The organism is Paenibacillus contaminans (assembly GCF_003285015.1).
Taxonomy (GTDB): domain Bacteria; phylum Bacillota; class Bacilli; order Paenibacillales; family NBRC-103111; genus Paenibacillus_V; species Paenibacillus_V contaminans.
This window is the reverse complement of sequence record NZ_QMFB01000005.1, coordinates 249,086-264,217: the sequence shown is the minus strand read 5'-3', so window position 1 is coordinate 264,217 and position 15,132 is coordinate 249,086. Positions and strand designations below refer to the sequence as shown.

Sequence of the window (15,132 nt, the reverse complement as noted above, 5' to 3'; positions counted from 1 at the left end):
TTGAAAAGCAGCGAACCCATGTATGGCAGCGAGAGCGGGATACAGACGAGAAAATTAGCTAATAATAGGAAGATGAAAACTGTTTCCGAAATATGCCTGGTTCGGTTTGACGCGATTAGGAAGCGAGGTACTCAAGTGGGCGTAGCATCCAGACAAGTAAACATCAGCAAAAAGATCACGAAGGCAATTGCCGTAATCGCCGGCGGTATTATTACAGCGTATGGACTGGAAGCCGTGCTTATCCCCAACAGCGTATCGGACGGGGGTGTGACCGGTCTGAGCATTGTAGGCTCGCAATGGATGGGCCTGCCGCTGGCTCTGTTGATTGCACTGCTCAACATTCCATTCATTTTTTTGGGTTATAAGCAAATTGGTAAAAGCTTTGCGATTTATTCGGTGCTTGGGATTGCGTCGCTTGCGGTCGGCACGACGATGATGCATCATATCCCACCGATTATTAAGGGCGATACGCTGCTGATTACCGTTGTCGGCGGCATTATTATCGGTTTTGGCATGGGGCTGGCGCTGCGGAATGGCGGCGCGTTGGACGGCATCGACATGTTGGCCGTACTGCTGTCCCGAAAGCTGCCGTTCGGAACGAGCGATCTCATTTTATTTCTGAACCTGTTCGTATTCGTGGTCGTCTCGACGGTGTTCGGGTTTCAAGGCGCGATTTTGTCGGGGATCGCTTATTTTATCGCTTCCAAGGTCATTCATATTGTGGAGGAAGGATTAAGCGGCGCCAAAACGTATAAAATCATTACCAGCCAAGCGGAGGAAATGATTGAGACGATTCGCGACCGGCTGGGACGAAGCTCGACTTACACGTTCGTTCACGGCGGTTATTCCAACGAGCAGTTCAGAGAAATAACATGCGTAATCAACCGGATGGAGGAAAGTAAAATGAGGGAAATTATCAATGAGATCGACGATAAAGCCTTCATTATTGTGTACGACATAGCGGAAGTGAAAGGCGGCAATTTCCGTAAGCGCGATATCCATTAGACGATGGGATTCGTGAAAAGAAAATTTACATAGCGGCTTATCGCCGCACCAAAAAAGAGAAGCGCCGGGCGGCGGAATGACCCGGCGCTTTTATTCGTTTGGCAGCGCAAAGTTCTAACGGGTGCTCGTGGCCTTATACGAACCCGCCCTTTCCACTTAGGATTCTCTCATGAAAAGCGCGGGCAGCAAACTTTAGATCAAATGCGGTCAACGCACTAGATTTGATGATACCCAAGATGGAGGGCTATGAAGTACTGCGGCGAATTAGTAAAAACATCTTACCTATCAGCCAAAGGGGAAGAGGTCGATATGATAATCGGGCTTGGACTAGGCGCCGACGACTATGTGACCAAACCGTTCGGGCTTGGGGGGCTGGCGGTCAGAGTCCGGGCCATGCTGAGACGATACTTGTATTTCAATCGCAACTCAGCCAACGATACATCAACAGCTTCGATTATAAGACATGGGGATATCGTTTTGAATGATCAAACCTATGAAGTGGAAGTCGGGACTTCGAAAGTCGCGTTGACCGCCAAAGAATTCGATATTTTAAAGCTGCTGCTGTCTTACCTTTCCCGCGTATTCACGAAATCTCAAATCTATCAAGCGATTTGGAAATCTAATCTGGGGGTATGAATGGTCTACTAGTTAAAAGAACCACAGTGCGATTAACCTTCGTGTTGTGGTTTTTTTTCTATGCAGCCTGTTCGGGTTTGATGCAGTAATAAAAAGATCCGATTCAAGGACACCTTCATTAGTCTCCAGTACTTTTAACTGTCATGAGGAAGGGAAAAACTGTATAATTGGGAAAATGTCGAAGTAGAAATACTTGGAGGGCTCCAGGTGTAGTCATTACTCCAGTAATACCTTAAGTAGGAGGATAGGGATATGGATAATATGCAATTAAAATTATTTTCACCGAACGAAGGCATTGGTGGTTTTAGTGAAAAAGGTTTTGATCTCAATGCTATTCATCCAACAACTACATCATGGGTTCGACAATCGAGATTTCTTTCTCCAGAAAGCCCTAAAGAAACCTGTATTAGTGAGTTAATTGGATTGAGCGACTGTTCATCAATAGTTATCAATGACAATGGAAGTATACTTTTTAGCAGCAATCGAGGTAAAGCATTGGTCTCTGTATCCCCTCAGGGTGAAGTAGAGTGGCAATTTCAAAGCGGTACTACTTTGATAACCCCTTCAATAGGAAGGGAAGGTACCATTTATGTAGCATCAACGGGGGCATGGGAATCCAAAGGTCACAAATTATTTTCTTTGAGCAATAGTGGCCAGATAAAGTGGATACACGAGATAGACGATCTAGCCAAATTTTCCCCTGTAATTGATGCGGAAGGAAATATTTACATTGTTACAAATGGAACCAAATTACTTGCTATTGATCCTGTAGGCGAGTTGAAATGGGTTTTCCAAGCGCAATTTGAGTTTAGATGTGCTCCGTTAATAACTAATGACGGACGTATTCTAATATTGGCTGGTGATAAAAAACTATATTCCCTTACTATGGAGGGAGAAGTACAATGGCATACTAAGGCAGATACATTCCTAGAATCTATACCTATTATTGATTATGAGGGAAATATTTATATTGGGCTGTCAGAACAATCGAAATTAAAAATAGTAAGTTTCGACAAACAAGGGAACAGAAATGAGGAATATTCCACAATTGATGGCGATATCTGGACAACGCCTGCAATTTGTAAGAATGGTAATTTATATGTTGGTGCAAGTCCTTTCCGTTTGATTTCTTTCAGAATGGGGGGAGACATACAATGGGAGACCTTCATTGATGGGCAAATTAATTATCCGCCTATCGTTGATAGTTTAGGGACCGTGCTAGTCGTATCATCAAATAATACAAGCGTAAATAGATTATCATGGGTTACCGCTTTGACTTCGGATGGTCGTGTAAAATGGAGAAGTGAATTCACCGGACAAATCACATGTCCTGTTGTTGCACCGGACAAGAAAATTTATTTCACAAATAATTTATCTATGGGATGCTCATGTTTATACTCTTTAGGAGAGTCTTAAATGTAACTATGTTATAGAAGGGAAATAAGGGAGGGACAGTGAATGAGAAAGTATGTAATCGGTATAATCATCGGCATATTTCTAGCACTTTCTTCAACAGCAATTGCCAGCAGTATAGTCGAGACCAGTATTTTTCCTGTGAATTTCATTTTTAACGGAGAGAAAAAAGAATTAACCGGCGAATATTCAACCCTCAATTATAATGGTCACGCCTATGTCCCGATTCGTTTCATCGCGGAAAATATGAACGCCGGTATTGCTTATCATGACCAAACGAAGTCAATATCCGTTATGTACGATGAGGATAAGCCGTTGTTGAAGGATTTTAAGGACACGGGAAAAGTGTACGTCAATCATGTAGCCTTGTCCGGAAAAGACGGTCAAACGAAAATAACCGGCGATATTCTTATAGATCCGTCGGAAAGCTTGAATAATTCGGAAGCGGAACAAGTACTTTGCACGTTTGATCTGGCCTTTCAAGATAAGGAAGGCAAAGTTATCAAAAGCATTCAAAACACGCTGAGCATAACCAAACAAGACCTGGGAAAAATCATGCCATTTGAAAAAACGGTAAATGATGAGCTGCAAGACTATGATTCGATACGGTTGAACGTCAGCTTTTTGGACGGCGATCCGATTCGGGGCGATATGCCTCCTCTGGCGCAAGTTGCTGCAACGAACGAACAGGTGAAGGTGATCCAAGGAACCTACTGCTGGAAGGGCTGTGCTGACTATGCGCCGGCTCCGGATTTGATTAACCGGCATCAGGTTACGGCTGCCGAGGTTCAAAGCGGTGAAGAAATCAAGATATCTTTCGATTACAATCCACAGCCTTTTGAAATCAAGCTGCAACAGTATACCGGCGACTCTGCGGCTCCGGTCGATCTTCAGGAGGGTCGTTTTACAGTCCCTGCGGGAAAAGGCGTGCATATTTACAGACTGGACGCTTTTTGGCACGGAGGAGGAGAAGCGAGTTACGCTTTTGCCGTGAAGGTGAATTGATTCATTTGTGTGTTTGTCAGACTGAATTGCCGCAAAGAGTCGGAAAAAAGAGCCGAGTTTGGGCATGCAGGAATGAGCCAGCAAAGCGTTGAAGTACACGCAGTGCCTGAGGGATCAGGCTGTGTATTCAATCTGTGCACCTACATGTATTCCATCAACAGTTGAAGGAGCGGAAAAAATGAATAGCGATTATAACTTTCGCATGTTTGCTTATCCTTGGGATTTTGCCGGCTCCCTTGGTATGGAGCGATTGAGAAGCTTGCGAAACGAGGCGGGGATCGACGGTCTGTACATGGCTGCGTCGTACCACTCCATGCAGCAGTTGAGCTTGCATGACCAAACGCCTTCCATATACGAGGGAGAGGCGGGGGTGTTTTTCGCAGCGAAGGAAGCGTTGTATGGAGAGATAAAGCCGCATGTTTCTTCCCTTTCTCGGCATGCGGATTTCGATGCCCTGAGGGATGAGATGGCGAAGAGCGGGCTGGAGTACCATGCTTGGGTTGTTGCCTGCCACAACAGCGAGCTGGCTCAACGTTATCCGGAGTGCGCGGTGCAGAATGCTTGGGGTCACCGTTTCCGTCATGCGCTTTGTCCAAATAATCGGAATGTCAGGCAATATGTGACCACAATGCTTCAAGAAATGGAGAGCAGACATGCGCCCGCAAGCTTTTTGCTGGAGTCGCTTTCCTGGATGGCGGTTCCGCATCATCAGCATGCCAAATGGGGCATCGACTTGAATGAGGTCAATCAGCTGCTCGTCTCGTTATGCTTTTGCCCGGATTGCGTGAAGCTTGCTCAAAACAAAGGAATCGATACCGAAGCGTTGCGGTCCGACGTGCTGGAGCAGCTGCGTTTAGTCTATCAGGGAACAGACGGGGGAGAAGCGATGTTCGAACTCGCAGGTCTTTCCGATTATTTGAGCTTCAGGGAAGAGAGCTTGGCGGTCTTTGTCGGGGATTTGAAAAAGCAGATTCACGCTGAAATTCATATGGCCGTTTTCGGTTCTCACCGGGTATCCGGGCTGAATGCGGATCGGCTGCACGGCATTGCGGACCGGATCATGACCTTCTCTTATACGGATGATGTCCGCCAAACGCAAGATGTACTAGAGAAGTATTTAGCGAAAATCCCCTCCGGCAAATTGTCGCTGGGACTTGGGGCCTGCGCTCCGTGGGCAACCGGCCGGCAAGCGCTGGAGGCCAATGTGCAGGCTGCGATCGATAACGGCATTCGCGAGATCGGCTTTTATCACTACGGCATGATGACCGCGAAGCATATGGAATGGTTGAGGGAGACGCTGAGTGTATGGAATAATCGAGGGTGAATGGCGGAAGCGATCGTGCTATAGTAGGGGGGAACAAGCCGGGCAAGGGGGACAGGCCGATGTTTAAAGCACTGATCGTGGACGACCAGTTGGAAGAGCGGGAAGGCATCCGGTTTTTGATCGACAAGTATAAGCTCAAGCTGGATCCGGTGGAAATGTCGAACGGCGAAGAAGCGTTTCAGTATTTGCTGGAAAACCATGTCGATATTTTGCTAACGGATATTAAAATGCCTTTTATGGACGGACTGGAGCTGACGAGAAGAGCGCGGGAGCTTGACGAGAATCTGAAAATTATTATTTTCAGCGCTCACGGCGAATTTGAATACGCCAAACAAGCCATCGCCTACAAGGTCGAGCACTATATTCTGAAGCCGATCGAAGTCGGAGAATTTCTGCAGGTAATGGAAAGCGCTATCACATTATGCGAGCAGGCAGCTGAAAATAAACGGCAAGCGCGAACCTTCGAGAACGCTCATCGTATGGCGGCGCAATATGAGAAAAAACAGCTGCTATGGGAGCTGCTTCACAGCGGCCCAATTAGCGATTCATTGCGAAACAGGGTCGACGAATCGGGGATCCGCGCCGATTTGGAGCGCAGCGTGATGCTGCTCGTGGATGCGGCCGGGCGGCTTTTCGACGCGGACGGACTCGATTTTGCCAAGGCGGTTCGCGAATGCGTGCCCGGAGAGCACGATGTGCTGAACCTGCACGAATATCAAAGCGTCGTTTTTTTGAAAACGGGCGCACACAGAGGGACGAACGACGAGTTGGTCATGCTGGGAGAGCAGCTGAACGCGCATTTGCAGTCCCGGTTCGGGATGAATATGTGTATGGCGATCGCCGGCCCCGTTGAAGAAGCCGAATGCGTTTGCGGCTTGTATCAGCAAATGGAAAGCGTGCTGGAAAACCGTTTTTTTGCTGAAGGGAGCAAGGTTTTCTTGTTGGCGGGCAGCGACGATAGCCTGTATAAAGGTCCGATATACGCGGCGGATTCGGTCTTGGAGACGGTATGCGAGCAAGTGCGGAGCGGCAGGTTCGATCAAGCCGCAGCCGGCATTGACCGGCTATTTCGCGAGTTTTCCGCTTCGGGCAGCCATTCCGCCATTTACGTCAAATACCTTTGCACGGAAATCGCCAAGAATCTGTTCGCGCAAATTCCCGAGCGGGGAGACAGGCCGTTTCGCGCCATTGCGGAATCTCTTTACAAAACGAATCATATCGAGGACGTCAAACGAATATTGCTTGCTCTGCTGGACGAGGCGAACGGGGAATCGGTCTGCAGTCCGGCAAAATCGACAAGCAAGGCGATCGAGCAGATTATGGCGATCATTCATAGCGAGTATATGAACGACCTCGGGCTGGACTATGTGGCGGATAAGGTGTACATGTCCTCGAAATATGTAAGCAACTTGTTCAAAAAAGAGACGGGGCAAAGCTTCATGAAGGCGCTGACGGCTCATCGCATGTATAAAGCGGAGCAATTGCTGCGCGAGACGAACAAGAAGGTCGCGGATATCAGCATTGAAGTGGGGTATCCGAATACGTCGTATTTTTGCAATCTATTCAAAAGCTACTTCGGCACGTCTCCCGCCCAATTCAGGGAAAGAGGGTACTCGCGGATATGATCGCTTATCTGTTTAAACATTTGCCGTTCAAACAGAAGCTCGTTCTTTCTTACCTCATCGTCGTGATCGTACCGATTTTGATCCTCGGCATTTACGCCTACAACCAATCCAAACATCTTCTGCAAACGCAGGCTCAGCAAAGCTTGGAAGCTTACGCGGGTAAAATCGCCGGCAATATCGAGGAAAAGCTGGGCCGCTACGAGGTCATCATTCGCTTTATCGCTTTCAACACCAGGATCCAGCAAATTTTAGGAAATACTTACGACAATTTCAGCGATTTGTCCGTCGACTATCTTAAGGATGTCGAGCCTTTCTTCTCGAACATTTCCGCCATGAACGAGGATCTTCAGCAAATCACCGTATACACGGCGACCGGGCTGCCCCAATTCGGAAACCTCATTCAGCCGCTTGATCTCGCGGTCAACAGCAGCTGGTATGAGGAAGCGAGCAAAAGCGGCGATATTTTATGGTTTTTCGACGGCGGGGAGCTGTACGCGGTGCAAAAGATCGTTAATGCTTACAGCAGCCGGGTGCTGGGTTTTCTTTATCTTAAGCTGGAGCACAACAGTATTCTGGACGGCTCTCTAGTGATGGAAGCGGAAAATTACGGCATCGTCGTCGCCGACAAACGTAACGAGATCGTATACGACAGGGAGGTAAAAGGCAGCGCAGTTTCCGCTTTCAGTTATGCGAATGGCGCCGACCGGGCCGTTCCCAAGGCCGGCGATAAATATATCGCCTCGACGAAATCGATAGCCCGCGCCGGTTTGACGCTTACCTATTATGTGCCGATCGACGGCATGAACAGGGAAATCGGCTGGATTCTCCGGGTTGCGCTGATGATCGCTTTATTATGCCTGGTTGTTGTCGGCGTGGCCATCTTCTTTTTTTCCACGCATTTTGTTAAAAGGCTTCAGAGCTTGAACGACAAGATGAAGAAAACGGAAAAGGGCGATTTCGACTTGTTCATTGTCAGCGATTATCGGGATGAAGTCGGACAATTAACGAATCAATTCGGCAAAATGGTTCGCAGGCTGGACGAGCTGATCAAAGACGGCTACGAGAAGGAAATCGCCAAGAAGGAAGCGGAATTACGGGCGCTGCAAGCGCAAATAAATCCTCATTTTCTATACAACAGCTTATCCGTCATGAACTGGAAGGCGATCCGGATGGGAGCGGACGAAATCAGTTATGTGGCGACGCGCTTGTCGAAGTTTTACCGTGCGGTGTTGAATAAAGGGCATTCGACGATTTCGTTAAAGGAAGAGCTGGAAAACATTCGGACGTATATCGAGCTGCAGCTGATGTTCCGGAAAAACAGCTTCGATGTCGATTACCGGATTGACGGCTCCATCGGCGAGTTTGTGGTGCCGAATTTCTTCCTGCAGCCGATTGTCGAGAATGCGATCGAGCACGGCATCATCCAGAAACGAGAAGGACGCGGATGCTTGACGATAACGGGGGGCCTAAGGGACGGCTGCATCGAAATCGAGATTGAAGATAACGGGCCGGGCATGAAGGAAGAGGTAGTGCGCGGCATTTTATCAGAGAAGCATTCGGGGTACGGGCTTCGAAACGTGGACGAGCGCATCCGGCTGTTTACCGGACAAGCGTATGGACTCCAAATTCGGAGCAGCGAAGGAGCGGGTACGGAAGTTGCGGTTCGGCTGCCGATTCATAAGGCGGATGGAAGGCCAGCCTTACTAAATTAGCGGAAACAAGGCGTTTGTCGGCGATTAGTAGGGAAACCGTACAATTAGTAGCCTTTTCCGAGTCATTGTAAGGTTTTCCTTATTCGCTCAGCAGAACATGGAGGATGGGCTAGAAGTCCCGCCCACTACCTCGCCCACACGCAAACGTATAGCCATGCACCAAAGGACCGTCCGTGATTTCCGGACGGTTTTTTCTAATAAAGAATTTATATGATGTTGGGATAAGAGCGAGTTGTAAAATGCTTGCGAAATCGACGGTCCCCGTGTTTATGAGGCTAGGATCACTACTTTCGCAGCAACAAGGCGTTTTTGGCTAACGAATTAGGGAAAGCGTGCTTTTCGTTTCCAATTTTTTGAAAGTATTGCGCTTTTCCTCGCTGCCTCACCGGAATACGAGAAATCGGCGCCATGCGAACTGGAAAACCTACAGTTAATTTTGCGAATATTCCTCGTTTTAAAGGTCTTAATGGAAAACCTACAGCTAATTATAGCGAAATCTGCAAAAAACGAAGCGATGGGCAAAATTAGCTGGAGGTTTTCCAGCTAAAAGTCTGTTTCGTGCGTTTTAACCGAAAATAGCTGGATGTTTTCCAGTTAGCACCCCGTTCGTGCAATAAAACCTGTGGGAAATGCGCCTGAACGTAAGCCGTTTATCTTGATTCTCTTAATTATCGGAAATGTATAGAAAAACTGCAATGTTCCTGTATTATTTGATATTTTGCATTCGTCCGGACGCTACTACAATGTTTGTAGGGCACAAAAGATACTGGAGGCAGAGCATTGGAACGGAAAATGGCGATCATTACGGAATCTCAAAGCGACTTGTCCGAGTTGCTGCAAAAAGCGAGCACAGGAATCCGGATCATCAACCCGGAGCACTTGTCATCGGCCGATCTGGACGCTTACGATGCGATTGCCGTTCTTGGCGGCACGCAAGAAACGCCGCTTTTGCTGACGCCGCGAAACCGGGCGAGTATTGAAGCGCAAATCAAGCGGGGCAAAAAAGTGTTTATCGAGTACTGCGGCGCTGCCGGGCTGAGCTTTTATAGTCCGCCGTCTCCTACCCGCTACGATCGGCTTGTATTTTGCGATGAGGATGGAGGGGAATTCGGGCTGAGTCAAGGCGACTTGCTGGATGACCAGTGTAATACGGCTTTGCGCAGCTATCCTTCCGCTCATCCCGAGTATCGCTCCATTCTGCATTATGTCCGAAAAGATGTTCATCGCAGCATACAGGTTAGTTCAGAACTGTACGAGGACTCCAGCCATCGCGCGCTGTGGCTGGAGAACAATGATCGCTTGATGGTCTGCTCATTTCGCCTAAGTCACTTTGTCAAAGCCCGTTTTTCGCCTTTGATCAAATGGAAGGGGCTTGCCGACTACATCGTGAGCTGGCTTTGCGATGAACGGGTGAAGGTTAGCGGCTTCATTAAGGACGAGTACAGTACCCGCGCATTTACCGGGGAGGACAGCTTTGAAGCAAGATTACGAGACACGATCGAGCAGGGCGTCGCCTGGTTCCGCGAAGCAGAACTGCTGATCGATGAGGGCAGAGAAGGGATCATGGAAGGGATCGCCACGGAGATTTATCCCGACGGGAAGCAGCGTGTATTGACGGATGTTCGCAACGATTGCACCGGCGAGGCGTCGATGGCCTATTTCCTGCATTATTTGTTGACGGGCGACGCGAACAGCAAGCTGGTTTCGGATCGGCTTATTTCGGTATGCTTTGATATTTTGCAGGAGAAAGAAGAAACACGGCACAAAGGCATGCTGCGCTGGTCGGGGTGGCAATGGGGAACCTGCTATCAGGACGACGCGGCAAGGGTGCTGATTCCGCAGCTGCTTAAATGTTTGTACACCGGCAGCGACGATTATTTGGCCGAATGTACGGATGCGCTGCATTTCCTCGTTTCGACGACGGGAACCGACGGCACGCGCGTCAGCCGGACGGACAATATCAAGCTTACGGAAGCGGAAATGCGCAGGCTGGCGTCGGAGCCGGGAAATTTCCCGAGCGGCCATTATAACGGCTATTATTTGGCATCGCTGCTGCTTGGCTATCGGTTGACGGGAATCGAGCCATTTAAGGAAACGGCCGTCAAAGGCATGCAAACGATTATGGCCGCTTACCCGAATACGCGGAGGGAGCATAGCGAAACCCAGGAGATGTGCCGGCTCATTCTTCCGTTAGCGTGGCTGTATTGGGTGACGAAGGACGATGAGCATAAAGCATGGTTATACCGGGTAACGAAGGATTTGCAGCGGGTTCGCCATTCCTCCGGCGCCTATTTGGAATGGGATACCGGGTATCAAGCAAACCGCAGCGCCAAAAACGACACCGACGAATGCTCCCTGCTAACGAACAATGGCGACCCGATCGCAGATTTTCTCTATTCCGTCAACTGGCTGCCGATCGGCTTTATGCAGGCTTACTTTGTTACTGGCGACGATTATTTCATGGAGCTATGGCGGGACCTGGCTAAGTTTATGATATCTGCGCAGCTTCACAGCGGCAACAAGCAGCTGCATGGCGGCTGGGCGCGAGCTTTTGACGTCGAGTTGATGGAAGTATTCGGCTTGCCCAAAGACACCGGCTGGGGCCCGTGGGTCATCGAATCGGGCTGGACGGTCGCGGAAATCGTCTCCGGCCTGACGATGGGCGCGCTGAGCGAGCGGTTGAAGTTATTTTATGCGTAAGCGTCAAAGAGTCCCATGTCAGCAACAGCGAATGACCGAAATGCTTAGCGGCTGGAAAACCGGCTTCGTGAGCTTATGTTTGTTAGGAGAGGTTTGCAGATGAGAAGCGAGACAAGACGGCAAGGAGAGCCGGCGGCGAGGGCGGCGGCAGGAGCGCTCCCTTCTGTTTGGCGGATGCTAGGCAAGCAAAAATATTTGCAAATGATGATCGTTCCGTGGATCGTCTGGGTGATCGTCTTCCACTATATCCCGATGTACGGCGTGGTCATTGCGTTCCAGGAATACCAGCCGCTCAAAGGAATAACAGGCAGTCCTTGGGTCGGGTTCGATCAATTCAGAGCGTTTTTCCAGAACCCGGAGTTTTGGAATTTGATGAGGAATACGCTTGGAATCAGCTTATGGAAGCTGATCTGGGGATTTCCGATGCCGATTCTGTTCGCCTTATTGTTGAACGAGCTGACAGGCAACCGGTTTAAACGGTTCGTTCAGACGGTTTCCTATTTGCCTCATTTTATTTCTTGGGTGGTCATGGCGGGGATCGTGTACGGGTTGTTGTCGCTAGACGTCGGGGTTATAAACCGGCTGCTATTGGCCGTCGGCCTTTTGGACGAACCGATCATGTTTCTCGGCGATTCCCGGTTTTATTGGCCCATCCTGATCATCTCCGACATATGGAAGGAGCTCGGATGGGGGGCGATCATCTATCTTGCCGCGATCGCAGGCGTCGACCCGGCGCTTTATGAAGCGGCCGAAATCGACGGGGCCAACAGACTGCGTAAAATGGTCCACATTACGCTGCCGTCGATCGCCCCGACTATCGTCATTTTGCTTATATTCCAAATAAGCGGCATTCTGAATTCGAGCTTCGATCAGCTATATTTGCTGCAAAACCCGATGGTGCTCGACGTTGGAGAAGTCATCGATACTTATGTTTACAAGACCGGACTGACGCAAGGAAGGTTTTCATATTCGACGGCGGTCGGATTGTTTAAGTCATTGATCGGGTTTGTGCTGATTGTCCTCGTAAACCGGATCGCAAAGAAAATAAACGGATCGGGCATCTGGTAGGGGGATGAAAGGATGAAGCTTCGGCGGGGAAAATGGTTTGATCGCTTGAATATGGCGGGGATGCTGGTTTTATGCTTTTTGTGCCTGTATCCCTTCTATCAATTGGTTGTCTTGTCTTTTAACGACGGTACGGACGCCATCCGGGGGGGCATTTATTTCTGGCCGCGGGAGTGGACGTTGGATAATTATGCGACCGTATTCAGTAATCCGCTTCTGGGAAAGGCGTACCTGGTTACGGCTGCACGTACGGTCATCGGCACGCTGACAAGCGTCATTGCGACGGGAATGCTTGCCTACGCATTGTCGAAGAACGATTTGCTTTTTCACAAATGGTATGTGTATTTGCTGGTTTTCACTATGTTTTTCAGCGGCGGCCTCGTTCCGACCTTTTTATTGATCAAGTCGATCGGACTATTAAATAACTTTCTCGTCTATATCATTCCGATGCTTATCAGTGTATGGAATGCGATGATTATGATCGGATTTTTTCGGTCGATGCCGGACGCTTTGGAAGAATCGGCGAAAATCGACGGGTATAACGAAATAGGCATCTTCTTCCGTATTGTCATTCCGACTTCGATGCCGGTATTTGCCGCCATTGCGCTGTTTAACGGCGTAAGTCACTGGAACGCTTGGTTCGATGCTTATATTTATATGAATAATCCCGATCTGCAGCCGCTGCAGACGATTCTTGTAAAAATCATTAAGGAAACCGCCGCGCAGCAGACATTAAACGATCTGTTGGCGCGCGACGGCATTCAAGCGACGGCGGTTACGCCGGAAGCGGTCAAAATCGCAACGATGATGGTGGCGATCGGACCGATCCTGCTTATATACCCGCTGCTGCAAAAATATTTTATCAAGGGGATTATGCTTGGCTCTCTTAAGGGGTAATCACTGGGTGCACACAGTGTTTATTTAATAAAAACGATGGGGGATATGCGAATTGAACAAGAGCAATTATCGCAAAAAACTGGGAATCGCGCTTAGCGCATGTTTATGCACCATGCTGTTCGCCGCTTGCTCGTCAGGCTCCGGCGGACAAGCGCCGACCGGCTCGCCGGCGGCAAGCTCGAATACGCCGCAGGCGTCGGCTGCGCCGGATTCCGGCGGCGGTACGGGGGATTATATCGCCGACCAGAAGAAGAAATGGCATATCGGAGACAATATTTCTTTCGACTGGTATATCAACCTGAATGCCAACTTTTCGAAATGGGACAATTATGAGTATTTCAAGGACATTACCGAGATTACCGGCGTCAAGCCTAATGTGAACTTCCCGACCGGAACGCCTTCGGAGAAATTGAATTTGATGCTGGCTACGGGCGAGCTGCCGGATATGATCACGCTGGAACAAACCGACCCGACAGTAGAGAAGCTGATCAAGGAAGGGCTCGTATACTCCCATGACGAACTGATCGAGAAATTCGCTCCCGAATTCAAGAAAGAAATTCCGAATGACGTCTACAAATTAATTAGCTCCGACGTCGACGGCAAGCTGTACGGATTGCCGAGCTATTATTATACCAATTTAATGGGCGCTTACACCTATATGGTGCGGCAGGACATCTACAAGGAGCTGGGTTCCCCGGACATGTCGACGCCTGACAATTTGGCCAAGGCCCTCAAGCTGTTCAAAGAAAAGTTTCCGACGATGGAAGGCCAGCCTTCGATTCCGATGGCATTCGCCAATCTCGGGGAAGATCAGCTGACGACGAATGTCGTTGAAGGCTCGTTCGGCATCCGGCAGTACTACGTGGGCGATAACGGCATCGTATCCAACAAGTATAAAGACCCGCAATACGCCGAATATGTGAAATACATGAACCGGCTCTATAAGGACGGACTTATCGACAAGGAGCTGTTTATCAAGAAGAGCGAGCAGCTGCAGAAGGATTTTGCAACCCGCGTATTCGTCGTGCCGGGCCGGTATTGGGATACGTCAGCCGCCACACAATCGCTGACGAAGCAGTTTGGCGAGGAGAAGACTTATTTTTATGCAATGGATCCAATGAAAGCGGTTCCGAGAGTAGAGTATCCGGGTGAAAGCCGGATGGGCTGGACGATTACGCTCATTACGAAAAAAGCGAAAAACCCGGAAGCGCTAATCAAATTTATCCGTTATATGTGGAACAGGGACGGCAATTTGCTTATGAATTACGGAAAAGAAGGCGTGGATTACAAACTCGCAGACGAAAAGTCGGTATTGCGCACCTTGCCTGAAGAGAAATTGAACGAGTACCGGATCAAGAAAGGCATTTTGCAATTGTCCTTCTTTAAATATGATTGGCTGAAAGAGGTGTTTCCAGATACGCCGGAAACCAAGAAGCAAATGGAGATGTACGCGCTGATCGACAAGAGCGCCAAAGACTGGACGGCCATTACGTACAAGATGGAGCCCGATCCGACAACAGCGGAAGGTACGGTAACGACACGGATCAAGGAAATCGCCAAGACGGCGATGCCGAGAATTATTTTGGCCGATTCGGAGGAGAAGGCGGTTTCGCTGTACCAAGAGATGCTGGCGAATATGGAGAAATCGGGATTAAAGCAGCTTGAAGACTACTACTCGAAGCAGTACAAGAAGAACGTGGAGAAGTTCGGCGCGGAATATGCTTTGAAATAAGGATCGCTCTCAATGAGG

At 49.0% G+C, this 15,132-nt stretch carries 11 protein-coding genes; all 11 read left to right on the top strand.

From position 1 onward, the window contains the following. Window positions 1-162 precede the first annotated feature (162 nt). Window positions 163-1,005 (top strand): YitT family protein, encoded by an 843-nt coding sequence (locus tag DQG23_RS11535; RefSeq protein ID WP_420330228.1) that lies wholly within the window; start codon window positions 163-165, stop codon window positions 1,003-1,005. A 309-nt stretch (window positions 1,006-1,314) separates the two neighbouring features. Continuing rightward, the gene (locus tag DQG23_RS11530) at window positions 1,315-1,641 is read left to right on the top strand and encodes a response regulator transcription factor (RefSeq protein WP_158560416.1); all 327 of its coding nucleotides are present in this window, start codon (window positions 1,315-1,317) and stop codon (window positions 1,639-1,641) included. A 252-nt stretch (window positions 1,642-1,893) separates the two neighbouring features. Next, window positions 1,894-3,057 (top strand): outer membrane protein assembly factor BamB family protein, encoded by a 1,164-nt coding sequence (locus DQG23_RS11525; protein WP_113030986.1) that lies wholly within the window; start codon window positions 1,894-1,896, stop codon window positions 3,055-3,057. A gap of 42 nt (window positions 3,058-3,099) precedes the next feature. Beyond that, a complete protein-coding gene (locus DQG23_RS11520; RefSeq protein WP_113030985.1) occupies window positions 3,100-4,059 on the top strand; it encodes a stalk domain-containing protein in 960 nt (319 codons plus the stop codon). A 178-nt stretch (window positions 4,060-4,237) separates the two neighbouring features. Further along, window positions 4,238-5,383 carry a hypothetical protein gene (locus tag DQG23_RS11515; protein WP_113030984.1) on the top strand — a complete coding sequence of 382 codons (1,146 nt, stop codon included), beginning with the start codon at window positions 4,238-4,240 and terminating at the stop codon, window positions 5,381-5,383. A 59-nt stretch (window positions 5,384-5,442) separates the two neighbouring features. Beyond that, entirely contained in the window at window positions 5,443-7,008 is a 1,566-nt protein-coding gene (locus tag DQG23_RS11510; RefSeq protein ID WP_113030983.1) for a response regulator, read from the top strand. After that, the gene (locus DQG23_RS11505) at window positions 7,005-8,720 is read left to right on the top strand and encodes a sensor histidine kinase (protein WP_113030982.1); all 1,716 of its coding nucleotides are present in this window, start codon (window positions 7,005-7,007) and stop codon (window positions 8,718-8,720) included. Before DQG23_RS11510 ends, DQG23_RS11505 begins: the two co-directional genes overlap by 4 nt. Before the next feature lie 780 nt (window positions 8,721-9,500). Further along, window positions 9,501-11,420, top strand: a complete 1,920-nt coding sequence (locus tag DQG23_RS11500) for a hypothetical protein (protein WP_113030981.1) — start codon at window positions 9,501-9,503, stop codon at window positions 11,418-11,420. Between the two features lie 99 nt (window positions 11,421-11,519). Next, the gene (locus DQG23_RS11495; protein WP_113030980.1) at window positions 11,520-12,488 is read left to right on the top strand and encodes an ABC transporter permease; all 969 of its coding nucleotides are present in this window, start codon (window positions 11,520-11,522) and stop codon (window positions 12,486-12,488) included. A 12-nt stretch (window positions 12,489-12,500) separates the two neighbouring features. Beyond that, window positions 12,501-13,382, top strand: a complete 882-nt coding sequence (locus DQG23_RS11490; RefSeq protein WP_113030979.1) for a carbohydrate ABC transporter permease — start codon at window positions 12,501-12,503, stop codon at window positions 13,380-13,382. A 52-nt stretch (window positions 13,383-13,434) separates the two neighbouring features. Continuing rightward, window positions 13,435-15,114: an extracellular solute-binding protein gene (locus tag DQG23_RS11485; RefSeq protein WP_113030978.1), complete on the top strand. Its 1,680-nt coding sequence runs from the start codon at window positions 13,435-13,437 to the stop codon at window positions 15,112-15,114. Window positions 15,115-15,132 lie beyond the last annotated feature (18 nt).

What these genes read in the sequence shown, in the direction of transcription:
- DQG23_RS11530 (WP_158560416.1), top strand. Translation starts at nt 1,315, where the DNA reads ATGATAATCGGGCTTGGACTAGGCGCCGACGACTATGTGACCAAACCG.
- DQG23_RS11510 (WP_113030983.1), top strand. Translation starts at nt 5,443, where the DNA reads ATGTTTAAAGCACTGATCGTGGACGACCAGTTGGAAGAGCGGGAAGGC.
- DQG23_RS11495 (WP_113030980.1), top strand. Translation starts at nt 11,520, where the DNA reads ATGAGAAGCGAGACAAGACGGCAAGGAGAGCCGGCGGCGAGGGCGGCG.
- DQG23_RS11515 (WP_113030984.1), top strand. Translation starts at nt 4,238, where the DNA reads ATGAATAGCGATTATAACTTTCGCATGTTTGCTTATCCTTGGGATTTT.
- DQG23_RS11520 (WP_113030985.1), top strand. Translation starts at nt 3,100, where the DNA reads ATGAGAAAGTATGTAATCGGTATAATCATCGGCATATTTCTAGCACTT.
- DQG23_RS11525 (WP_113030986.1), top strand. Translation starts at nt 1,894, where the DNA reads ATGGATAATATGCAATTAAAATTATTTTCACCGAACGAAGGCATTGGT.
- DQG23_RS11490 (WP_113030979.1), top strand. Translation starts at nt 12,501, where the DNA reads ATGAAGCTTCGGCGGGGAAAATGGTTTGATCGCTTGAATATGGCGGGG.
- DQG23_RS11505 (WP_113030982.1), top strand. Translation starts at nt 7,005, where the DNA reads ATGATCGCTTATCTGTTTAAACATTTGCCGTTCAAACAGAAGCTCGTT.